14 protein-coding genes are annotated in these 22,291 nt (G+C 69.2%); 5 read left to right on the top strand and 9 right to left on the bottom strand.

Translation table 11 applies throughout. From position 1 onward, the window contains the following. The first annotated feature begins 44 nt into the window (after window positions 1-44). Entirely contained in the window at window positions 45-4,367 is a 4,323-nt protein-coding gene (locus AvAM_RS23955) for a cellulose biosynthesis protein BcsC (protein ID WP_249368360.1), read from the top strand. 119 nt (window positions 4,368-4,486) lie between these two features. Here AvAM_RS23955 and AvAM_RS23950 read toward each other — a convergent pair whose 3' ends face one another. From AvAM_RS23950 to AvAM_RS23920, 7 genes are all read right to left on the bottom strand, one after another. Beyond that, on the bottom strand, window positions 4,487-6,130 hold the full coding sequence (locus AvAM_RS23950) for a hypothetical protein (RefSeq protein WP_249368358.1): 1,644 nt from the start codon (window positions 6,128-6,130) through the stop codon (window positions 4,487-4,489). 388 nt (window positions 6,131-6,518) lie between these two features. After that, on the bottom strand, window positions 6,519-7,232 hold the full coding sequence (locus AvAM_RS23945) for a Bax inhibitor-1 family protein (protein WP_137749403.1): 714 nt from the start codon (window positions 7,230-7,232) through the stop codon (window positions 6,519-6,521). 96 nt (window positions 7,233-7,328) lie between these two features. Continuing rightward, window positions 7,329-7,904, bottom strand: a complete 576-nt coding sequence (locus tag AvAM_RS23940; protein WP_137749402.1) for a hypothetical protein — start codon at window positions 7,902-7,904, stop codon at window positions 7,329-7,331. Between the two features lie 352 nt (window positions 7,905-8,256). Further along, the gene (gene ssb / locus AvAM_RS23935) at window positions 8,257-8,814 is read right to left on the bottom strand and encodes a single-stranded DNA-binding protein (RefSeq protein ID WP_137749401.1); all 558 of its coding nucleotides are present in this window, start codon (window positions 8,812-8,814) and stop codon (window positions 8,257-8,259) included. Window positions 8,815-8,940: 126 nt separating this feature from the next. After that, window positions 8,941-10,119: an MFS transporter gene (locus AvAM_RS23930; protein WP_137749400.1), complete on the bottom strand. Its 1,179-nt coding sequence runs from the start codon at window positions 10,117-10,119 to the stop codon at window positions 8,941-8,943. 154 nt (window positions 10,120-10,273) lie between these two features. Continuing rightward, window positions 10,274-10,672 (bottom strand): hypothetical protein, encoded by a 399-nt coding sequence (locus tag AvAM_RS23925; protein WP_137749399.1) that lies wholly within the window; start codon window positions 10,670-10,672, stop codon window positions 10,274-10,276. 128 nt (window positions 10,673-10,800) lie between these two features. Continuing rightward, window positions 10,801-11,868 carry a helix-turn-helix domain-containing protein gene (locus AvAM_RS23920; RefSeq protein ID WP_137749398.1) on the bottom strand — a complete coding sequence of 356 codons (1,068 nt, stop codon included), beginning with the start codon at window positions 11,866-11,868 and terminating at the stop codon, window positions 10,801-10,803. Between the two features lie 48 nt (window positions 11,869-11,916). On the opposite strand from AvAM_RS23920, the gene uvrA reads away from it, so the two are divergent. After that, window positions 11,917-15,006 (top strand): excinuclease ABC subunit UvrA, encoded by a 3,090-nt coding sequence (gene uvrA / locus AvAM_RS23915; RefSeq protein ID WP_249368356.1) that lies wholly within the window; start codon window positions 11,917-11,919, stop codon window positions 15,004-15,006. Between the two features lie 67 nt (window positions 15,007-15,073). Here the strand turns inward: uvrA and AvAM_RS23910 are convergent, their stop codons facing one another. Continuing rightward, complete coding sequence (locus tag AvAM_RS23910) at window positions 15,074-16,048, bottom strand: alpha/beta hydrolase (protein ID WP_137749396.1); 975 nt, start codon at window positions 16,046-16,048, stop codon at window positions 15,074-15,076. A 244-nt stretch (window positions 16,049-16,292) separates the two neighbouring features. On the opposite strand from AvAM_RS23910, the gene ompR reads away from it, so the two are divergent. Together ompR and AvAM_RS23900 are read left to right on the top strand one after the other, a co-directional pair. Beyond that, the gene (gene ompR, locus AvAM_RS23905) at window positions 16,293-17,036 is read left to right on the top strand and encodes a two-component system response regulator OmpR (RefSeq protein ID WP_137749395.1); all 744 of its coding nucleotides are present in this window, start codon (window positions 16,293-16,295) and stop codon (window positions 17,034-17,036) included. Further along, a complete protein-coding gene (locus tag AvAM_RS23900) occupies window positions 17,033-18,430 on the top strand; it encodes an ATP-binding protein (protein ID WP_137749394.1) in 1,398 nt (465 codons plus the stop codon). The genes ompR and AvAM_RS23900 overlap by 4 nt, the downstream gene beginning before the upstream one ends. A 47-nt stretch (window positions 18,431-18,477) precedes the next feature. Here AvAM_RS23900 and AvAM_RS23895 read toward each other — a convergent pair whose 3' ends face one another. Further along, window positions 18,478-20,427 carry a sigma-54-dependent Fis family transcriptional regulator gene (locus AvAM_RS23895; RefSeq protein ID WP_137749393.1) on the bottom strand — a complete coding sequence of 650 codons (1,950 nt, stop codon included), beginning with the start codon at window positions 20,425-20,427 and terminating at the stop codon, window positions 18,478-18,480. A gap of 313 nt (window positions 20,428-20,740) precedes the next feature. On the opposite strand from AvAM_RS23895, the gene AvAM_RS23890 reads away from it, so the two are divergent. Continuing rightward, window positions 20,741-22,264 carry an aldehyde dehydrogenase family protein gene (locus tag AvAM_RS23890; protein ID WP_137749392.1) on the top strand — a complete coding sequence of 508 codons (1,524 nt, stop codon included), beginning with the start codon at window positions 20,741-20,743 and terminating at the stop codon, window positions 22,262-22,264. The last annotated feature ends 27 nt before the right edge of the window (window positions 22,265-22,291 follow it).

Here is a 22,291-nt window from a genome sequence, read left to right as displayed (position 1 = left end):
CCTCCCGGCCCCGGTGGCCGGGAGACTCGCAGGAGAAGGAAGGCATGTCCTCCAAACGTCGTCACCACCACACACTCGCCATGGGGCTGCTGGCCTCGCTGATGGCACCGGCTGCTGCCTGGGCGCAAACTGGGGCTGAACAGACTCTGATGGACCAGGGACAGTACTGGCAGGAGCGCGGTGACACTGAACGCGCGGGAGAGGCCTGGCAGAAGCTGCTGCGCCTGAACCCCCAGAACGCCCAGGCCCTGTATGGCATGGCGTTGGCCGAACTCAACGCCCAGCGCCCCGAAGGCGCGCAGCGCTACCTCACGCAGCTGCAGGCGGCCCATCCGCGCAGCCCGTTGGTGAGCCGCTTGCAGGAATCCATCCGCACGGGGCGCAGCGCGCCCCAGATCGAAACCGCACGCCAGCAGGCCCGCAGCGGCCAGGCCAGCCAGGCGCTGAGCACCTACCAGGCTGCGCTGGGTGAACGCCCACCCACCGGGCCGCTGGCCCTGGAGTACTACCAGACCCTGGGCGCCACGGCGGGTGGCTGGGATGAAGCCCGCCGGGGCCTCAGCCGCCTGGCGCAGGAGTCGCCCGAAGACCCGCAGATCGCACTGGCCCTGGCCCAGCACCTGACCTACCGCGAATCCACGCGCCGCGATGGCATCGCGCAGCTGGCGCGCCTGGCGGGCCGCCCCGATGTGGGCAAGGCCGCGACGGAAAGCTGGCGCAAAGCACTGGCCTGGACCGGCAACCGCTCGGCCGATATCCCGCTGTACCAGGAATTCCTGCGTGCCAACCCCGGCGACACCGCCGTGCAGACACGTCTGACCCAGGCCCAGAACCTGCAAAAACAGAGCCAGGCCGCCGCCCGCCCGGTGGCGACAGACCCGCTGCGCTTGCGCACCACCGCCGGGTTCCAGGCGCTGGAGGATGGGGAGCTGGACGCGGCAGAAGCTGCGTTCCTGCAGGTGCTCGAAACGCGTCCCAGCGATGGGGATGCCCTCGGTGGCCTGGGGGTCCTGCGGCTGCGCCAGGAGCGTTTTGCCGACGCCCGGGGCCTGCTGGAGCGTGCCTCGCGCGCGGGCTCGGCCGCCCGCTGGAAGCAGGCGCTGGAGAGCGCCACCTACTGGAGCCTGGTCGAACAGGCCACCAGCGAGCGTGAGCGGGGCGACACCGCCGCCGCGCGCCGCACGCTGGAGCAGGCCGTGCGCCTCAATCCCGCCGAAGTGACGGCCGAGACCGACCTGGCCGACCTGCTCGTAGAGGCCGGGCAGTATGACGCGGCCGAGGCGGGCTACCGCCGGGTGCTGGCGCGCCAGGCGGACAACCCGGACGCCGTGCGTGGCCTGGTGGGCGTGCTGGCCCAGAACAACAAGGCTGCCGAGGCGTTGGCACTGGTCGAGAAGCTCTCGCCCTCACAGCAGGAAAAGGTGGGTGCCCTGGGGCGCCTGCGCGCTGCGCAGGCCCTGGGCCAGGCCCGCGCCGCCACGGAGCGCGGCGACCTCGCGGCCGCGCGCGCGGCGCTGGAAGACGCGCTGCTGAACGACCCCGCCAGCCCCTGGGTACGCCTGGACCTCGCCCGCCTGTACCTGCGGCTGGGCGCCGTGGCCGAGGCCCGGGGCGTGATGGACGGCTTGCTGCTGTCCAACCCCAACATGCCCGAGGCGCTCTATGCCAGCGCGCTGCTGGCGTCCGAAGCCAGCGACTGGCCGGGCGCCCTGGCTCTGCTCGACCGCATTCCTGAAAAACACCGCACGCGCGACATCGCCGCGCTGCAAAAGCGGGTCTGGGTGCATGTGCAGGCGGCTGCCGCATCGGCGCTGGCGGCGGAGGGCCGGCAGTCTGAAGCGCTGGCCACCCTGGCCCAGGCTGAATCGTTTGCCACGCAGGACACCGAGCTGCTGGGTGCACTGGCCCTGGCCTATGCCGATGCGGGCGAGCCGCAGCGCGCGCTGGGCATGGTGCGCCAGGTGCTGGCGCGCACGCCCCGGCCCGATGTGGGGCTGCGGCTGCAGTACGCGGCCACGCTGCTCAAGACCCAGCAGGACGTGGAGCTGTCGGGCATCCTGCGCCAGCTGCAGAACGCACCCATGAGCGAACGCGAGCGCCGCAGTTTTGCTGATGTCCGCCGCGCCTACATCGTGCGCCAGGCCGATGGCCTGCGCGAGGCGGGCGACCTGGTGGCGGCCTACGACACCATCGCTCCGCTGCTGGCCGAGCAGCCCGACGAGCCCCAGGCGATGACGGCCCTGGCCCGCATGTATGCGGCCAACAACGACTACGCGCCCGCCCAGGCGTTGTACGCGCGCCTGCTGGAGCGATCGCCCACTGACGTGCCCCTGCTGCTGCAGACAGCGGCCATGGCCACAGGGGCCAAGGACTACGCCTATGCGGAGTCGCTGCTGTCCGTGGCGCTGGCGCGTGCGCCGCGCGATCCCGAGGTGCTGACGGCGGCCGGGCGCCTCTACCGCGCGCAGGGCAAGAACACCAAGGCCACCGAATTCTTCACGGCTGCCGTGGCTGCCGAAAACGCCCAGCGCGATGCCGTGCTGGCCGCCAGCGGTGTGGCTGCAGGGCCTGCGCGCGCAGGCAACCCTTTTGCACAGCGTGCGTCTGGCCAGCAGCGCCCGAACAACGGCCTGTCGGTGCCCCTGGCGGCGTCGCCCGGCGGAGCGGTAGCGCGTTCCCCCGTGGGCTACACGCCCATGCAGTACGCGCCGCAGCCTGCGGCCCGCAGCAATGCACCGGCGGGGCTCTTCATCCCCGACCCGGCCGGGGCCAACCGCTTCGCCCAGGCGCTGCCCCTGCCCTTGCAGGCGCCGCCCATGACCCCTGCCAGCTACTACCCGGAAGTGGCCAGCCCGGCGCTGGCCACTGCTCCGGCGCCCACAGCCAACGGCCAGCGCAGTGCCGGGACGGCCTCCCGCGCCGCCACCGCACCGGCAGCGCGTGTTGCACCCGCCGCTTCGGCCGCAGGGCTTGCCGCGCCCGTGGCACCGGTGGCGGCGGCCGTGCCCATGGGGTACATCGCACCTGCACAGCAGGCCCCGGTTGGCTATGGAGGCATGCCTTTGCCCTCCGCCCTTCCGGCGCAGCGTGCAGCGGCCGTGGCGCCACAGCCCTCCGCCTGGGCCACCGCAGGCACCCTGGGCACCGTGCCCGACCCGACACGCCCGCGCACGGTGCGCGATGAGCTGCGCGAGGTGCAGCAAAGCCAGATCTCCACGTTCTCGGTGGGCATCGCGGCACGTGCGCGCCAGGGCGAGGCGGGCATGAGCCAGCTGTCCGAGATCGAAGCCCCCGTGCAGCTCAAGATGAGCGTGGGCGATGGCCACCTGATCCTGGGCGTCACGCCCACCGGGGCCAGCGCGGGCTCGCCCGGCACGCCCTACGGCACCCTGAGCCGGTTTGGCGGCGGCCCCGTCACGGCGCTCGACATGCCGCTGCGCGCGCCGGGTTCACAAAGCGACAGCGGCATCGGCGTGAGCGTGGGCTACGAATCCGGTGGGCTCAAGGCCGACATCGGCAGCACCCCGCTGGGTTTTGGCCAGGCGGATGTCACGGGTGGTGTGCGCTACCGCATGCCCATCAATGACCAGCTGACCATGGCCGTGGACCTGTCGCGCCGCCCTGTGAACGACAGCCTGTTGTCGTTTGCCGGCGCGCAGGACGCCCGCACCGGTGACCGCTGGGGTGGCGTGTCGGCCACGGGCGGCCGTGTGGACATGACCTGGGATGACGGCGAGCTGGGCTTGTACGGCTATGGCTCCCTGCACGGCCTCACCGGCACGCGGGTGCGCAGCAATGCGCGCGCCGAGCTGGGCGGCGGCATGTACTGGCATGTGCACCGCACGTCCAACGCCGACCTGACCGCCGGGATGAGCTTCACCGGGCTGTCCTACCAGCGCAACCTGCGCTACTTCACGGCGGGCCATGGGGGCTATTTCAGTCCCCAGCAGTTCGTGTCCTTTGGGCTCCCTGTGGAATGGGCCCAGCGCAATGGCCGCCTGTCCTACCAGCTCAAGGGCTCGGTGGGCGTGCAGTATTTCAAGGAGGACGCGGCCCCCTACTTCCCCAACAGCCCCTCGCGCCAGGCCGCGGCCGTGCTCGCGGCCAGCGATGCCCTGGCGTTTGGCGAAACCGGCGCCACGGCCATGTACCCCGGCCAGTCGCGTACCGGCCTGGGCTACAACCTGGGCGCGGCCATGGAGTACCAGATGCATCCACAGGTGTTCCTGGGGGGGCACCTGGCGCTCAACAACGCGCGCAACTACCGCGAGTTTGCGGGTGGCCTGTATGTGCGCTACGCCTTCCAGCCCTACAACGGGCTGCAGGTGTTCCCGGTCAACCCGCTGCGCTCGCCCTACGGCAACTGAGCCTGGCCCGGGCTTCGGCCCGGCTGCCCACATCCAAAGAAAAGGCCCGTTGCGCGGTGTGCGCAACGGGCCTTTTCTTTTGGCTCAACCCCCCGCCGCAGGGGCGGGGAGTTGGACCTTTACGGCGTGACCTGCTTGGCGCCCACAAACACCGTGCGTGCCCGGGTGCCTGCCACCGAGAGCCCGGCGGTCAGGATGCGCAGGCCGATCACATTGCCATTGGCATCAAACTGCGCCGATGCCGATCCGGACTGGGGTGGGCCCGATGCCAGCTCGCAGGTGATGGGGCCGTTGGGGCTCTTGAGGTAACCAAACGCCTCGACGCGGTACAGGTTCAGCCCGCTGCCCAGTTCACCCAGCAGCTTGCCCGCCACCTCGCAGCCACTGGTCGTGAGGCCGGTGATGGCGCCGTCGGCAAACACCTTCAGCGTTGTGGTATCCCCGCCGAAGCCCGTGCCCGCCATCTTGTAGGTGCCCACGATCATGGCCGTGGTGGCAACCTTGCCTGCAGGCAGGGCGTACAAAGGGTCGGGGGTCACGCTGAAGCGCGTGGGGAAGCCGCCCGGCTGCGTGGGGTAGCTGAAGCTCCCGCTGAACAGGCTGGCGTTGCCCGAGCCGTTGCTGCTTTGCAGCGTGCCATCGATCAGCACGGCCTCGTTGTAGGTGCCCGTGTTGCCCAGCAGGCGGTTGAAGAACACGCCGTCGTTCGCGGTCACGAAGCGGTTGTTCGTGGCGTTGTTCTCGTAGCGGATGAGTCGGCCATACAGCGCGTTGTGGTCCAGGCTGCTGTTGGTATAGAAGAACAGGCCGCCGTCCGGCAGCACGCTGCCCCACACCGTGGTGTCACCAATCACCCCCGTGGGCAGTGTGAACGAACCCTGCCAGTTGCCAGCCACCGACAGCGGCGTGGCCGACGGCGGCACGGTGGTGCGTGGGTCGGCAATGCCGTTGAGGGTGTAGGTGTTGTCGGTGCCCGTGGCATTGCGCGTGAACGCCCAGATGCCGTTGGGCACCCCGGCAGCGTCGTAGCGCAGCACCGCAATGCCGGACTGCTGCGTGCCCGTGGCGCCGCAAGAGGTGGTGTCGCCCGACAGATTGATCGTGAGCGAGTACAGCGGTGAACCGGCCGCGCGCGGCGTGGCCGAGCCCGTGGCCAGGCAGCCGCCGATGCGGCCCGAGAGCTGGCCCTGGGGCGTGACGGTCAGCACCCAGCCGCCGCCAAACAGGCCCGTGCCCCGGTAGGTGCCTTCGATCAGGCTGGGGCTGGCGGTGTGGAAGTTGAGGCTGCTGTACGCCAGCTTCAGCGGCACCGTCGCCCCCGAGGCGGCGGCCGTCTGCACCGGGTCGCTGTAGTTGCCGCTGATGGCATCGGTGCGGCCAATCTTGCCGCTGTTCGAGGCCGTGCCGCGCAGGGTCAGGCCCGTGGCGAACTTGCCGTCCTGCACCGAGAAATACGTGACGCCCGTGGCCAGCACCGACGTGACGCTCACGTTCAGGCGCCCGTACAGCGCATCAAAACCTGCTGCGCCCGGGGCTTCGCGGGCCAGGTAGAACTCACCCCCGGTGCCCTGTGGGCCTGGGTCGATGTAGCCCACCACCTGGCGCTGCGCTGCGCCTGTGCCCACCGTGCCTTCCCACACGCCGCCGGGGTACTGCTGCACACCGGGGGCCGGGCCCACGTCTCCGCCATCGGACGAACCCCCGCCGCAACTGGCGAGCAGCGCGGCACAAGCCAAGGAAAACCAGAAGTATTGACTACGCATGTTGGACAAAGACAGGGTCAGTAGGTGGTGATGGGAAGAAGGCGCCAGCCCCCGCCGTGGCGTGGACCGTGGTGCAGGGCTCGCACGCTGCGTGCCTGCGGCCATCGGCACGGGTCCACAAGGCCCATTCGGGCGCAGGAGGGAGTCGCCTGACTGTGTCGAATTGTGCCAGCAGTGGCTGGTGCGGCCTGGGGCGTGGAGTGCGGCGGGTTGCCTCTTCGCCTGCAGGAGTTCAATTGCTATGTATTTGGTAGCGTGAAAATGATATTGGTCGCGCGCAGAGGCCTTTTTTTATTCACATTTCGCAGGCTCAAATGCAAAAAGCCGGAACCCATGGAGGACTCCGGCTTTTTGACTGCAGGCGCCCGGCGCCGGCGCTGCCGTGGCTTCAGTCGTCGTTGGTGGCCAGGCTGATCAGGATGCGCAGCACATACCAGAGCATCAGCGCGATCGAGGCAAACAGGTGCAGCGCTGCGCCTGCGGGGCGGTCGGCGGGGTAGTCGTGGATGATGCGCGAGGTGTCGTACAGCACGCAGGCGCCCGCAAACAGCACCATGATCCCCGAGAACCAGATGCCCAGCTTGAAGCCGAAGATGGCGCCCGCAACGATGGTGCCCAGCGCCACCAGGCCACCCACCTTCAGGATGCCGCCCAAAAAGGAGAAGTCCGTCTTGCTGGAGAACGCCGTCCAGGTGAGCGCGCCCACCAGCAGCAGCGTGATGAAGCCCGCCGCGCCAATGGCGCCGGGCGCCACGAGCTGGGCGATGCCGAACATGGGCGCAAAGATCAGGCCCTCGGCCAGTACATAGATGCCCAGGCCCATGAGCTGGGTCTGGGGGTTCTCGGCGTTGTCGGCCAGGTGGGAGGCCAGCCAGCCCACCAGCATGAAGGCGCCCATCACGCCCAGCCAGATGAACTTGTTGCCGCTGGCCATCAGCATCTTGGCCGTGGCGTTGGAAAAGCCGCTCATCATCAGCACGGCCGACAGCACGACAAAAGCCAGCATGGCCGCGCCCAGGTGCTTGTAGGTCGAAACAATGAAGTCGCGGCGCTCCATGGGCGCGCCGGACGGGGTCTGCGGTGAAAGTGCGTTGGGGTTCATGGTGCGGTCCTCCTTTGGATTTGCGTGTGCAAAAAACTCAGGAGGAGCGCCACGTGGGCGCCCCTCCCTCCCTCTCTTTGTTATGGGGTGTGGCCGTCAGGCGGCGGCCAGTTGCTGGGCCTCGTCGGCCGCGCGCAGCTTGCGGTTGGACCAGACGCCCGCCGCGCCCACCAGCGTCAGCAGGATCGCCAGGACCCAGGTGCCTGCGCCGCTGAAAGACTGGGCCGACGACGTGGCCTCGGCCTGCAGGCGCTGCTTGGTGGTGTCGTAGCTGATGACGGTCGCTCCGCCTGCCGACACTTCATAGACCAGGTCGTGATCGCTGCTGTCCACCAGGGCGGTGACCTTTTCATCGATCAGGTTGCCCACCAGCTGCTGCGGCGTGCTGTAGTCGATGCGCAGCTTGCGCACCTCGGCACCGGCGGTGTCGGGCTGCACGCTGATCTCGTAGTAATGCTTGGTGGAGCGGCGCTTGCGCTTGACGGTGACCTCGGCCGCCTGCGTCACGGTGCCTGAGACGGTCTGCAGGCTTTCGCGTGCCACGTAGGCGTGGTCCCCCTCGGCCTTCCAGCCGCTGTACACCGACAGCCCGATCAGGCCGGGCCCGGCCAGCAACAGCAGCCAGGCATAGCCGGTGATGAAAATCAGAATCTTGCGGACGAATCCAGGCATGGCAACCCTCTCTCTTCAGTTGGAATATTGATTTTTGGTAACTGCTTGCCGCCGGGCTTTGCGCCTCTTTGCGAGCAAGGCCGCGATGATCTGCGAAATTTCCGTATCGAATGTAAGAAGTTGTTGATCCGTGGCGGCGCTGCCGCACTGGACACATTGGAGAAGTGGCGCGCCTGTGCTCCGGTGTAAAAGCACGCGGACGGCGCAGGGAGCGCGCTGTTTGGCACGCTGTTTTTCCGCACCCTGCGAAGTGATTCTTGTTGCGAGTTGCTACGTTTTGAAGTGCAGCGCCCAAAGAAAAAGGCCCACACCTTGCGGGTGTGGGCCTGGGGTTCGACGCGTTGCCGGGGGGTCAGAACGGAATGTCGTCGTCCATGTCATCAAAGCCGGACGCTGCGCGCGGGGCCTGGGCCACCGGTGCGGGGGAGGGGCGGGGCGCGGGCGCTGCCATCGGCCGGGGTGCAGGGGCTGCACGGCGCGGGGCCTGGTCGTAGCCGCCCTGGTCGCCGCCGTAGCCGTCGTCATAGCCGCCGCCTTGCTGGCCACCGCCACCCTGGCCGCCACCGCCCATGCCCTGGCGGCTGCCCAGCATCTGCATCTGGTCAGCACGGATCTCGGTGCTGTACTTTTCCACGCCGCTCTGGTCGGTCCACTTGCGCGTGCGCAGGCTGCCTTCCACATAGACCTGCGAGCCCTTGCGCAGGTACTGGCCGGCGATTTCGGCCAGGCGGCCGTTGAAGACCACGCGGTGCCACTCGGTGGCTTCCTTCATTTCGCCGGATTGTTTGTCTTTCCACTTGTCGGTGGTGGCAATCGTCACGTTGGCCACCTGGTCGCCACTGGGAAAAGTGCGCATTTCAGGGTCGCGGCCCAGGTTGCCGACGATGATGACTTTGTTTACGGATGCCATGGTGCTGTCTTTGCCTTAAAAGGAGGAAAGCGCCGGATTTGGAGAGGGATTCCGGGCGCCAAACGCGCCATTGTGCCGCAACCGGGGGTGAAAGGGGCACGCCCCGGCCGGGCGTGGGCGCCGGTTTCAGTGCCCGCCGCGTCCTACAGGGCGCAGCGGCCAGGTCAGCACCAGCCACAAGGCCGTGAGGGCGGCGGTGGTGGCAAACAGCCCGGGGGCTCCGGCCCATTTCACCAGTGCGCCGCCCAGGGCACCCCCCGCAAACAGCCCGAGCGACTGCAGGGTGTTGTAGGTGCCCAGTGCCGCACCACGCAGCTGCGGCGGCGCCATGCGCGACACCAGGCTGGGCTGGCTGGCCTCCAGCGCATTGAAGCCGCAGAAGAACACAAACAGCAGCGGCCCCAGCACCCACAGCGTGGCGGGAACCCCGCTGGCTGCCAGCAGCCCCAGCCCCGCCTGCACCACCAGCACCAGGGCAATCGCCCCCAGCAGGGCAGCGCGCAGGCGCCCCGCGCGCTCCAGTGCGAACAGCCCGCCCATGGCCACAAACGACAGCACCACGGCGGGCAGGTACACCTGCCAGTGCGCGTCCTTGGCCAAGCCCGCCTGTACCAGCATGGCAGGCACGGCCACCCACATGGACAGCTGCACCGTGTGCAGCACAAACACGCCCAGGTTCAGGCGCAGCAGGTCCGGCTGGGTCCAGACATCGGCCAAGCGGCCCCGGGCCGCGTTCTGGTGCTGAGCAGGTTCGGGGGGCACCCACCACACCACCACCGCCACACCGGCCAGCGCCAGCGCGCAGGTCAGGCCAAACAGCCCCGCCAGCCCGATCCGGGCGGCGAGAACGGGCGCCAGCACCAGTGCCACGGCAAACATCAGGCCAATGCTGCCGCCCACCAGCGCCATGGCCTTGGTGCGCACGGCGTCCCGCGTCTGGTCCGCCAGCAGGGCCGTGACGGCGGCCGACACCGCCCCCGCGCCTTGCAAGGCGCGGCCCAGCAGCAGCCCGGTGAGCGAATCGGCCAGCGCCGCCAGCAGGCTGCCCGCCGCAAACACCAGCAGGCCGAGCACGATCACGCGTTTGCGGCCAAACCGGTCTGACGCGATGCCCAGCGGCAACTGCAGCACCGCCTGCGTCAGGCCATAGATGCCCATGGCCAGGCCCACCAGCGCCGGGTCGTCACCCCCGGGGTACTTGCGGGCTTCCAGCGCGAACACGGGCAGCACCAGGAACAGGCCCAGCATGCGCAGCGCAAAAATGAGGGCCAGGCTGACGCTGGAGCGGCGCTCCAGCGCGGTCATGGGGGTGGCAGGGGCAGAAGGCTGCGGGGCAGCTGCGGCTGGCAGGGAGGAAGAATCCGGCACGGTGTGCGCTAAGGCCCAAAAAAGCAAAAGCGGGATTTTCGCCCATTGGCCCCCGGGCTGCCGATCAGAGCCGACCCGGCGGCTCGGGCTTTCAGTGTTTGTCCCGCCCTGGAGGGTGATCCATCCACCGATCCATCCACACCACCCAGGCGGCCAGGGCGGCCAGCAGCCCCAGCGCCCACGGGTTGTCGATGGGGGTGGGGATGTGGGAGCCGTTGTGCGACCGGGGGCCACCGCTTGCCTGGGGTGCCTTCAGTGCACGGGGCTCCCCAGCTGCCGAGCCTTCGGGGGTGGACAGCAGGGCGACCGTAGTGTTTTCAAGGGGCGGTGGGGACGCTGGTGGGGTCTCGGCCCGGGCCCCTGCCACCAGGGCCACGCACAGGACCACCACGGCGGGCACGCCCACCCATGCCCGGGGGCGGCCATACAAGGCGGTGCATGCACTGCAGCGGGGGTGTGGCGGGGGCGACGGGGCAATGGCGGGGGGCATGGGGCAGGTCGGTAGCACAGGGCTTGGCCCATGCTAGGGGCGGCGCCCGGCTGTGGTTTGCCCCTGCGTTTGCGTTTTGTTGACCTTGTGTCCCACCTCTGCCTGGCCCCGGTGGGCGTGGAGCCGGGTCAGCCGACGGCGGCGCCCGCCCCTTGCAGGCCCCGCACCCAGGCCGCGTACTCGGCAGAGCTGCCCTGTGCCCCGGGCTGGTGGGCCTCCCCGGCGCCCATGCCACCGGGGGCCCGCACATCCGACGGCGCGATGCCAAACGCCGTGCGAAAGGCGCGGCTGAAATGGGCATTGCTCGCAAAACCCACCCGCGTTGCCACCTCGGCCACGCGCAGGCGGTGGTTGGCCGGGTTGGCCAGTGCATGGTAGGCCGACAGCAGCCGCCGCTGCTGCACATGGTGGGCCACCCCACCCAGGGGTTCAAACAGGCGGTACAGCGCACTGCGCGACAGGCCAAAAATGCGGCACAGGGCATCGGCGCTCAGGTCCGCGCCCAGGTGGCGGTGGATGTGCCGCTGGATGCGCTGCAGCGTCACACCCTCCAGGGCGCCCTGGGCGCCGTGCAGCGTGTGGGTGCTGGGCAACACGCAGGCCGCCAGCATCTGCACGCTGGCACGGGCGACGGCGGGGGCGTCGTCCAGCGCAACACCGGGCAGGCGGCGCTGCAGCGACAGCAGGTGGTCGCTCAGCAGGCCGCCCAGTGCCGAGCCGCCGCGCAGCACCGTGCCGTGCAGGTCCGAGTCGCGCACCCCCAGGGCCTCGTGGAGCAGCTCGCGCGGCACGATCAGGGTCATCACATGCGAGGGGCGTGCAAAGGTGCGCAGGGTGCGGCCCAGGTCCAGGATGGCGATGTCGCCGGGGCGCACTTCAAGGTCCGTGCCGCCATCGCGCTGGCCCACAAAGCCGCCCGTGCGGTACCACTGCACCAGGTAGTGGTCGAGCCCATCGCGCACCACCCGGGGCTGCGAACGCAGAAATTGCTGCCCCGCAAAGTGCAGATCGCCCACCAGCAAATGCCCCAGATGGGTGGCCTGCACCGACGCCTGGAACGCCGCAATGCCTTCCGGCGCCAGCGGCGCCACGTCAAACACCACCGAGATGCTGTTGCGCCATGCCTCAAAGCGGGCCTCACCGGCTTGCTGGTCGGTGGTGAACAGGGTGGAGGGCAGGGGCTGCGGGGCGGTCATGGCGCGCCCATTATGTGGGGGCTGCGCGCCAAGGGCGGGTGACCTATCATGGTGGGTTTTCCTGCACCGAGCCCGCCCGTGACCCCTCCCCCCGTTGCCGACGACCGATCCGCCGATGGTGTCTACCTCGCCCGCGCCCTGCGCGAGCAGCGCATCAGCATCCGTGGCGCGCGCACGCACAACCTCAAGAACATCGACCTCGACATCCCGCGCAACCAGCTGGTGGTGATCACCGGGCTGTCCGGCTCGGGCAAATCCAGCCTGGCGTTTGACACGCTGTATGCCGAGGGCCAGCGGCGGTATGTAGAGAGCCTGTCGGCCTACGCGCGGCAGTTCCTCGGGCGGCTGGACAAACCGGATGTGGACCTGATCGAAGGGCTGTCACCAGCGATTTCCATCGAGCAGAAGGCCACCAGCCACAACCCGCGCTCCACCGTGGGCACGGTGACCGAGATCCACGACTATCTGCGCCTGCTGTACGCCCGCGCCGGCACGCCGTTCTGCCCCGACCACGGCCTGCCGCTGGCAGCGCAGACGGTGAGCCAGATGGTGGACGCCGTGCTGGCCCTGCCGGAGGACACCAAGCTCATGGTCCTGGCGCCCGTGGCGCGCGAGAAGAAGGGCGAGTTCACCGAGCTGTTCACGCAGATGCAGGCGCTGGGCTACATCCGCTTCCGGGTGGATGGCCAGATCTACGAACACGAGAACCTGCCCGCGCTCAAGAAGACCGAGAAGCACGACATCGACGTGGTCATCGACCGCGTGAAGGTGCGCGCCGACCTGCAGCAGCGCCTCGCCGAAAGCATCGAGGCCGCCCTGCGGGTGGGCGGCCACGACGGCAATGGCCGTGTGCTGGCGCTGGAGATGGACACGGGGCAGGAGCACCTGTTCAGCAGCAAATTTGCGTGCCCGGTGTGCAGCTACTCGCTGGCCGAGCTGGAGCCGCGCCTCTTCTCCTTCAACTCGCCCATGGGCGCCTGCCCCGCGTGCGACGGCATTGGCCAGCGCGAAGTGTTCGACCCGGCGCGTGTGGTGGCCTTCCCGTCCCTCAGTTTGGCCAGCGGCGCCATCAAGGGCTGGGACCGGCGCAACGGCTACTACTTTGCGATGTTGGAGAGCCTGGCGCGGCACTACGGCTTTGATGTGGAGGCGCCCTTCGAAACCCTGCCCGCCACGGTGCAGCACGCCGTGCTGCATGGCTCGGGCGAGGACGAGATCGCGTTCAGCTACATCCTGGACAGCGGCGCCAACAAGGGCAAGGTCTACACCAAGAAGCATGCGTTTGAAGGCATCCTGCCGAACATGGCGCGGCGCTACCGCGAGACGGATTCAGTGGTGGTGCGCGAAGACCTGGCACGCTTTCGCAGCACCCAGCCTTGTCCCGAATGCCACGGCGTGCGCCTGCGCCGCGAGGCCCGCCATGTGAAGGTGGGCGAGGGCGAACAGGCCCGCGCCATTTATGAAGTGAGCCATGCCACGCTGAGCGACGCGCATGGCTGGTTCCAGGCGCTCACGCTCACGGGCGCCAAGGCCGAGATCGCCGACAAGGTGGTGCGCGAGATCACCACGCGCCTGCAGTTCTTGAACGACGTGGGCCTGAACTACCTGAGCCTGGACCGCAGCGCCGAAACGCTCTCGGGCGGCGAGGCGCAGCGCATCCGCCTGGCATCGCAAATCGGCTCGGGCCTGACGGGGGTGATGTACGTGCTGGACGAGCCCAGCATCGGCCTGCACCAGCGCGACAACGACCGGCTGATCGCCACGCTGCAGCACCTGCGCGACATCGGCAACAGCGTGATCGTGGTCGAGCACGACGAAGACATGATGCGTGCCGCCGACCATGTGATCGACATGGGCCCGGGCGCAGGCGTGCACGGCGGGCGGGTGATGGCGCAGGGCACCTACGACGAAGTGCGCGCCAATGCGCAGTCGCTCACCGGCCAGTACCTGTCGGGCACGCGCACCATTGCCGTACCCCAGCGCCGCACGCCCTGGCTGCCAGTGCTGGACCAGCCTGCGCCCGTGGTGGAGGCCAAGACCAAATCGCGCTTTCCGCAGACCGAAGCCAGCAAGCGCCGCGCCGAGCGCATGGCCGAGCACCATGCACGCCAGGGCGCCGTGCAGGCGCTGCGCGTGGTGGGCGCCACGGGCAACAACCTCAAGGGCGTGACGGTGGACTTCCCGGTGGGCCTGCTCACCTGCGTGACGGGGGTCTCGGGTTCGGGCAAGAGCACGCTGGTCAACGACACGCTGTATGCCGCCGTGGCGCGGCAGATTCACCGCGCACACGAGGAGCCTGCCGCGCACGAAGAGATCGTGGGCATCGAGTATTTCGACAAGGTCATCAACGTGGACCAAAGCCCCATTGGCCGCACCCCACGCAGCAACCCCGCCACCTACACCGGCCTGTTCACCCCCATCCGCGAACTGATGGCCGAGACCAACACCGCCAAAGAACGCGGCTACGGCCCGGGGCGCTTCAGCTTCAACGTGTCGCAATCCTCCGGCGGTGGCCGCTGCGAGGCCTGCCAGGGCGACGGCGTGGTGAAGGTGGAGATGCACTTCTTGCCCGACGTGTACGTGCCCTGCGATATCTGCCACGGCCAGCGCTACAACCGCGAGACGCTGGAAGTGCAGTGGAAGGGCAAGAACATTGCGCAGATTCTGGAGCTGACGGTGGAAGACGCGGCGGCGTACTTCAAGGACGTGCCCACCATCGCCCGCAAGCTGCAGACGCTGCTGGATGTGGGCTTGAGCTATATCCGTCTGGGCCAGGCCGCGACCACGCTCTCGGGCGGCGAGGCGCAGCGCGTGAAGCTGGCGCAGGAGCTGAGCAAGCGCGACACGGGCCGCACGCTCTACATCCTGGACGAGCCCACCACCGGCCTGCACTTTGCCGACATCGACCTGCTGCTCAAGGTGCTGCACCAGCTGCGCGATGCGGGCAACACCATCGTCATCATCGAGCACAACCTCGACGTGATCAAAACGGCCGACTGGCTCATCGACATGGGCCCCGAGGGCGGCGCAGGGGGTGGCACCGTGGTGGGTGTGGGCACGCCCGAAGAACTGGCGGCCAACCCGGCCAGCCACACGGGGCGGTATCTGGCGCCGTACCTGCAGTCAAAATTGCAATAAAAAAGGCCGTTTGCGCGCGTTGGGCTTACTTTTTAAGCTATCAAAATGATAGTTTTTACGCCCTGCCTCAGGGCAGGCGCCGCGCCACCTCGGCATCCAGCGAGCCCATGAAGGCCTCCACCGCCCGGGTGTAGGGGCTCTCCAGCCCCAGCTGGGCGTTGATCTCGCCGTGGCTCAGGTCCTGTGGCAGCACCTCGGCGCGGCCGCCCAGGCTGTGTACATGGCGGGCCAGGGCCTCGGCCTGGTGGCAGGGCTGGTCGGCGCGCTCGGTGGAGCACACCATCTGCACCGGCGGGGCGCCCGCCGTCCACTGGTGCAGGGGCGACAGCAACCGCCAGTAGGCCGGGTCGGCGCCAAACGCGTCGTCGTACAGCGGCATGTGGGGTGCGCGCATATAGGCGGGCACGTTCATCACCGCGCTGTCGAGCACCACCGTGCCCAGCCAGGGCCAGGCGCCTTCGCGCAGGGCCTGCGGCGCGTGGGCATTGAGCAAGGCCACCAGGTGCGCCCCTGCCGAGTGGCCCATGAGGATGAAGCGGCCCGGGTCGCCGCCCCAGGTGGTGGCCCGCTGCTGCGCGGCCATGAGGGCGGCCTGCACATCGCGCTCCTGCACGGCCACGGGGGCATCGGGCAGCATGCGGTAATTGATGGAGATGAGGATGAAGCCCTTGGGCACCCAGCGGTTCACCTTCTCCTGCACCACGCGGCCCATGGCCTTGTCGCCATGCCGCCAGCCGCCGCCATGCACCATGAAGATGACGGGCGCGCGCACGGTGCTGGCCAGCAGGCTGTTGGTTCCTGTGGTGGGGCTGGTGGGCACATACACGTCCATGCGCTGCGCCGGGTCGGTGCCATAGGGCACATCGGCAATGCGCTGCACGCCGGTGGGCAGCGCGGCGGCCTGTGCCTGGGCCTGCTTCTGGGCGATGAGCGCGCGCAGGCGCCCGCCCTGGGGTGCGTCGGACGGCTGGGCCTGGGCGCAGGCCGTGGCGGCCAGGGCCAGGGCGGCGACGAGGGACAAGGTGCGGTGGGCCGTGGGCATGGGCAAAACTCCTGCAAAAGTGGTGGGGGCTGCGGCCTGGTGCTGCCGATGCCCCACTGTCGCACCGGTGGATGTGCCCAACGTTGCAGCGCCGCGCCCAATGATGACAAAGCGTGACAAACGCGCAGGGCTTGTCACAGGCTGTCATCACCCCGGCCCTGGCGCTGCGGGGGGCCTGCCCGGGCACTGCGGGGCGCGCCGTACCATCGGGCCTGTGGCCTGCCTGGCCGAGAACCCCCGCCCCATGACCGACACCCTCGCCAAGATCCTGGTTGCCGACGACGAGCCCGAGCTGCGCGCGCTGCTGCAGCGCTACCTGAGCGACCAGGGCTACACCGTGCGCACGGTGGATGGCGCGGGCCCGCTCGATGCGCTGCTGCAGCGCGAGCGTTTTGATGTGCTGGTGCTCGACGTGATGATGCCCGGCGAGGACGGCCTGGCCATCTGCCGCCGCCTGCGCGCGCAGGGCGAGACCATTCCTATCCTCATGCTCACCGCGCGCGGCGACCCGGTGGACCGCATCGTGGGCCTGGAGATGGGCGCCGACGACTACCTGCCCAAGCCCTTCAACCCGCGCGAGCTGCTGGCCCGCATCCAGGCCATGGTGCGCCGCCAGCGCCTGCTGGGCGCACACACCGGGCCGCGCCAGGCGGGCGGCTGCATCACCTTCGGCGCGTTCACGCTGTGGCTGGACGAGCGGCGGCTGCAGCGCCACGGCGAAGACCTGCCCCTGACCACGGGTGAATTTGCGCTGCTGCAGGCCCTGGCCCGCCAGCCCCACCGGCCCCTGGGGCGCGACCGCCTCATTGCACTGGCCTATGGGCCCGACCACACCGCCACCGACCGCAGCATCGACGTGCAGGTGATGCGGCTGCGCAAGCTCATCGAGGCCGACCCGGCGCAGCCGCGCCACATCCGCACCGTGTGGGGCGTGGGCTATGTGTTTGTGCCCGACGGCGCAGCGCCGGGCTGCGGAGGCAAAGCATGACACCCTCCGCCACACTCAACCCCACCCGGGGCTGGTGGCCGCGCAGCCTGCTGGGCCGCAATCTACTGCTGATGGCGGTGCTGATCGTGCTGGGCCAGCTGGTGGCGGCCATGCTGGTGCGGCAGATGATCTTTCAACCCCGCGTGGCGCAGGTGGCCGACGGCGTTGCGCGCAACGTCGGCGCGCTGCGCGCCGGGCTGCAGGCACTGCCCCCGGCACAGCGGGCCGCATTCGTCGAGGCCTTCAACCAGCAATCGGTGCGGTCGGCCCCGCCGGTGGCGGCGGAAAGCGCTGCGCGGCGTGCGCTGCTGTCGCCCATGGAGCGGCAGTTTGTGCAGGCGGTGTCGCACCGCCTGGGAGTGGACGATGCGGCAACACCAATATCGCAGTCATCACAACCCGTATGGCGCCGTGACAGCACGGGCGTGCTGGCCCTGCGCATAGTGCACCAGGGGCCGGAGGGGGCAGAGACCTATTGGCTGAACCTGCCCAGCGTGTTCCCCACACGCGCCTTCACCGGCGCCTGGCTGGCTGCCACGCTGGCCAGCATGCTGCTGGCGCTGCTGGGCGCGTGGTGGCTGCAGCGCCACATCCACCGCCCGCTGGCCCAGGTGGTGGGGGCCGCGCGCCAGCTGGCGCAGGGCCAGGCCCCTGACGTGCTGCCCGAGGCCGGGCCGGAGGAAATCGCCACCGTGGCCCGCAGCTTCAACCACATGGCGCAGAGCCTGGCCGCTGCCGACCACGAACGGGCGCTGATGCTGGCGGGCGTGTCGCACGACCTGCGCACGCCGCTGACCAAGCTGCGCCTGGGGGTGGAGATTGCGGGCGCACAGATCGATGCGCCCCTGGCCGCCAGCATGGCGCGCAGCATTGACGAGATGGACGGCATCGTCGGTCAGTTCCTGCAGTTTGCGCGCAGCGCCGAGGCCGAGGCGCCCACCCGCGCATCGCTCAACGACCTGGCCCAGGCCGTGGCCGAGGCCCAGGCCGACCATGGCCGCGCGCTGCCCCTGGAGCTGGTGCCCTTGCCCGACGTGCCCGTGCGCCCCCAGGCCCTGCGCCGCGCGCTGGACAACCTGGTCGAAAACGCCTGGCGCCACGGCGCGCCGCCCGTGGTGCTGCGCACCGGGGTCGATGCCGACAGCGTGTGGCTGGAGGTGCAGGACCAGGGCCGGGGCATTGCCCCCGCCGACCTCGACCGCATCCGCCAGCCCTTTGCGCGCGGCGATGGGGCGGCGCGGTCAGGCGCACCGGGTGCGGGCCTGGGCCTGGCCATCGTGGAGCGTGTGGCGCGCAGCCACGGCGGGCGGCTGGAGCTGCACAGCGCACCCGGCCAGGGCCTGCGGGCGCGGCTGGTGTTGCCGGTTCAAGCAAAAAAGGGCGCTACCGTCTGATGGTATTGCCTCAATAGCTATCAAATTAATAGCTTTTAAATCAACAGCTATGGGGTGGAACGCCCGCCCAGCTTGCGGTACAGCGTCTGGCGGCTGATGCCCAGCTGGCGCGCCGCCTGCGACATGTTGCCGCGTGCGGCCTGCAGCGCCTGGTCGATGGCGGCCTGGGAGAGTTGCTGCAGGTTCAGCGCGGCCGGGTTGGCAGCCGATTCGTTCTGCGCGGGCGCAGGGGCAGGCGCCGCCGTCAGCGCCTGTACCAGGTCGTCGGGCATATGGTCCCAGCCCAGGGTGTCTTCGCCCTCGGCCAGCATGGCGCAGGCGGTGCGCAGCACGTTGGCCAGCTGGCGCAGGTTGCCGGGCCAAGGGTAGACGGCCAGGCGGGCCAGCAAATCGGGCGCCACCTGCACCTCAAAACCCAGGCCCTGCTCGGTGGCCAGGTCGGCCAGCAGGCGCTGCGCCAGTGCCACGAAGTCGCTGCGCTCGCGCAGCGCGGGCAGCTGCACCGTAAGGCCGTTGATGCGGTAGTACAGGTCTTGCCGAAAGCGCCCCTGTTCGGCCGCCTGCAGCAGCTGGTTGTGTGTGGCGCAGACCAGCGCAAAGTCCACCGGCACGGCCTTGCTGGCGCCCACGGGGGTCACGCTGCGCTCCTGCAGCACACGCAGCAGGCGGGTCTGCAGGGCCAGCGGCATGTCGCCAATTTCGTCGAGGAACAGCGTGCCGCCATGGGCCTCGCGCAGGCGGCCCAGGTGGCCCTCCTTGCGCGCACCGGTGAAGGCGCCCGCCACATGGCCGAAGAGTTCGGATTCGATGAGGTGCTCAGGGATCGCCGCGCAGTTGATGGCCACAAAGGGTGCATCGCAGCGCGGGCCGCTGGCGTGCAGCGCGCGCGCAAACACCTCCTTGCCCACGCCCGACTCGCCCTGCACCAGCACCGCAATCGGCTTGCCCACCACGCGGCGGGCCTTGTCGGCGGCGCTGCGCCAGCGGGTGTCGCCCGTGTCCAGCTGGGCCAGCGCGTCATGCGCGGGTGTGGCGCGGGCTGCGGGGGCGGAGGGCGACGGGGTGACCCACGCGGCGGCGTCCACCTGCACCTGGGCAAACAGCAGGCCGCCTTGGGGTGTGCGCAGCGCCTGGGGCTGCTGGGGGCGGCGCTTGTGGTGCGAGAGCAGGTCATCGAGCCGCACATCCAGCACCCGCTCCAGCAAGGTGGCGCCCACGTCGCGCGCGTGCAGACCCAGCTGGGCCAAGGCCACGCGGTTGGCGCCCACGATCCAGCCGTCGGCCGACACGGCCACGATGCCTTCGGCCACGCTGCCGATGCCCTCCGGGTCGCGGTGCAGGTGCAGGCGGATGTTGCGTTTGCAGGTGGCGGCCAGCAGGCGGTTTTCGATCATGCGGGCGGCCGTGCTCACCAGGCCCAGGGCGTGCGCGTGGCCGTTGCGGTAGTCGCCCGAGATGTCGAGGATGCCCAGCAGGTCGCCCGTGGCCGAGAGGATGGGCGAGGCCGCGCAGGTGAGAAAGCCGTTGCGCTCCAGGTAATGCTCGCTGCCATGCACCTCCACCGCACAGCCCTCGGCCAGGGCCGTGCCGATGGCGTTGGTGCCCCGGTGCGCCTCGTGCCACGAGGCGCCGCTGGTCAACGCCACGCGCTCGGCCTTGCCGACAAAAACCGGGTCGCCCAGCGTGTGCATGAGCATGCCGCGCCGGTCGGCCAGCACCACCACGCTCTGGCTGTGGCGCACTTGTTCAAACAGGTATTCCATCACCGGCCGCGAGTGCGCCAGCAGCTCGGGGTTGCTGGCCAGCACCTGGCGCAGCGTGCCGCTGCTGGGGTGGTCGATGCCCTGGGGCCGCCCGGTGGGCACCAGGCCCGCCGCCAGGCTGCGCGACCAGGAGCGCGCCAGGCGCTCGTCCACCAGGCCGCTGGGGCACTGGCCAGAGTCCAGCAGGTGCTGGCGGGCCTGTCGCAGGGCGACGGGGGAGGTGTTGGGGCGCACGCTTTGTCTCCGTGCGGGCTCAGGGCGGCCCGCTTGTGGTGTATGGGCCAGTATGGCGGGCGCCACGGCGCGGGGCAAGGGCGGGGGCGCAAGCCGGGCGCCAACTGTTCCATTTCGTGACAGGTGTCGCGGCCCGGCACAGCGCGGGGGTGTCCGCTGCGACAGGTGGGCGCGGTGGGTGCAGCCCAAAAGTCAATGAAATCAACGGCCCACGCCCAGGCACAGGCTGGCATGTGTTTTGAGTAGGGGTGTGGCATCGGAATGGCCCATGCGGCCCGCCCGATGTCCACAACAACCGCAGGAGACAACGCTCATGACCGTTTACGCAGCCCCCGGCGCCGCTGGCGCGAAGATCACCTACAAGCCCCGTTACGACAACTTCATCGGCGGCAAATTCGTGCCGCCCGTCAAGGGCCAGTACTTTGATGTCATCACGCCCGTGAGCGGCAAGGTCTACACCCAGGCCGCCCGCTCCACCGCCGAAGACATCGAACTGGCACTGGACGCCGCCCACGCCGCCGCCGACAGCTGGGGCAAGACCGATGCCGCCACGCGCGCCAACATCCTGCTCAAGATCGCCAACCGCATCGAAGAAAACCTGGAGCGCCTGGCCTACGCCGAGACCGTGGACAACGGCAAGGCCATCCGCGAGACGCTGAACGCCGACATCCCGCTCACTGTGGACCACTTCCGCTACTTTGCGGGCTGCGTGCGGGCGCAAGAAGGCGCCTTGAGCAACATCGACGAAAACACGGTGGCGTACCACATCCAGGAGCCGCTGGGCGTGGTGGGCCAGATCATTCCGTGGAACTTCCCCATCCTGATGGCCGCGTGGAAGCTGGCCCCGGCGCTGGGCGCGGGCAACTGTGTGGTGCTCAAGCCCGCAGAGTCCACCCCCATCTCCATCCTCATCCTGGTCGAGCTGATTGCCGACCTGCTGCCGCCCGGCGTGCTCAACATCGTCAACGGCTTTGGCCGCGAGGCCGGCATGCCGCTGGCGCAGAGCAAGCGCATCGCCAAGATCGCGTTCACCGGCTCCACCAGCACCGGCCGCGTGATTGCCCAGGCCGCTGCCAACAACCTGATCCCCGCCACGCTGGAGCTGGGCGGCAAGAGCCCCAACATCTTCTTTGCTGACGTGATGGACAAGGACGATGCGTTTCTGGACAAGGCCATCGAAGGCCTGGTGCTGTTCGCGTTCAACCAGGGTGAGGTCTGCACCTGCCCGAGCCGCGCACTGATTCAGGAATCGATCTACGACAAGTTCATGGAGCGTGTGCTCAAGCGCGTGGCCGCCATCAAGCACCAGAATCCGCTGGACACCGACAGCATGATGGGTGCACAGGCATCGAAGGAACAGCTCACCAAGATCCTGAGCTACCTCGACCTCGGCAAACAGGAAGGCGCCGAAGTGCTGGCCGGTGGCGGCCAAGCGCATCTGGGCGGCGACCTGGAAGGCGGCTACTACGTGCAGCCCACGCTGTTCAAGGGCCACAACAAGATGCGCATCTTCCAGGAAGAAATCTTCGGCCCCGTGCTGGCCGTGACCACCTTCAAGGACGAAGCCGAAGCGCTGGCGATTGCCAACGACACGCTGTACGGCTTGGGCGCGGGCGTGTGGAGCCGCAACGGCAACGTGGCCTACCGCATGGGCCGCGCGATCAAGGCCGGGCGCGTGTGGACCAACTGCTACCACGCGTACCCCGCACATGCGGCGTTCGGCGGCTACAAGGAGTCGGGCATTGGGCGTGAGACGCACAAGATGATGCTGGACCACTACCAGCAAACCAAGAACCTGCTGGTGAGCTACTCAGAAAACAAGCTGGGTTTCTTCTGAGGGGCGGCGGTTCACAGACCGTCCCTG

The sequence above is a fragment of the Acidovorax sp. NB1 genome (genome assembly GCF_005405905.1).
In the GTDB taxonomy this organism is placed as follows: Bacteria; Pseudomonadota; Gammaproteobacteria; order Burkholderiales; family Burkholderiaceae_C; genus Acidovorax.
This window is presented reverse-complemented; position numbering and strand designations above follow the sequence as displayed.